The sequence below is a fragment of the Candidatus Symbiopectobacterium sp. NZEC135 genome, assembly GCF_025962695.1.
The window spans coordinates 1-731 of record NZ_JAGFPF010001090.1 but is presented as its reverse complement, the minus strand read 5'-3'; the positions used below and the strand labels follow the sequence as shown (position 1 = coordinate 731).

General features: G+C 55.1%; 1 protein-coding gene. It reads right to left on the bottom strand.

Going from position 1 to position 731, the window contains the following annotated elements; translation table 11 throughout:
* Nucleotides 1–676, bottom strand: a 676-nt coding sequence (gene fhuF, locus J5224_RS32630; protein WP_264629074.1) for a siderophore-iron reductase FhuF, incomplete at its 3' end; no start/stop codon positions are given.
* Between the last annotated feature and the right edge of the window lie 55 nt (nucleotides 677–731).

Sequence of the window (731 nt, the reverse complement as noted above, 5' to 3'; positions counted from 1 at the left end):
CGCCTTCCAGACGATAAATCAGGCAGCAATGTCGCCGCTCCTTTTTTTGCTCACCGGAGGGAAGGGTACGTAAACGAATCGGTTGATATAGGCGATTTTTTTCGCCATTGGCCAGCTCTGCTCTATCGAGTAAATCTGCGGCGTGCTGCACATCAACGCCCTCTTGTGCCGCCAGATTCATTCCCTGGTAAAAACGCACCCCAGCATTATTCCAAAACAGTGTTGCACTCAGCCCGGAGAGCGCGGAGAGCTGTTGGCATACGGGAGCGATGTGTTCATCAATCAGCGGTAAAAAAGCCTGCCACTGGCGATCCGCAACCGGACTGCCGAGCGAGGAGAGGACAAAACGCTGTGGCGTACCTTGTTCACTCTGCACATAAGCAATGTCCGCCAAACGGTAAGGGAGTTGCCACTGATAGCGCAGGTGTACGTAGACCCAGGGGGCAACCAGTAACGCAAAATACCACTGCGACCATCGGGACATCAGGTAGGGAATCGCCTGCTCTGGCTGCCCTTGGGTCAGCGTGTGCAGCCATGATGGAACTTCCGCTGTTAGCGGCGCTTGCAGCAGCGTAGTGGGAAAGAGCGTGGCGCCGTCAGGCGCAGAGAGCGAAAAACGCGTTTCTATCGCGCGTCTGATTTCGGCATGTTGTGGTTCTAGGCCATGGCTATTCACACCGACTCCGCTGGTGGGCATTGGCAACAGAAGGAGGATTTTGCATAATACGACG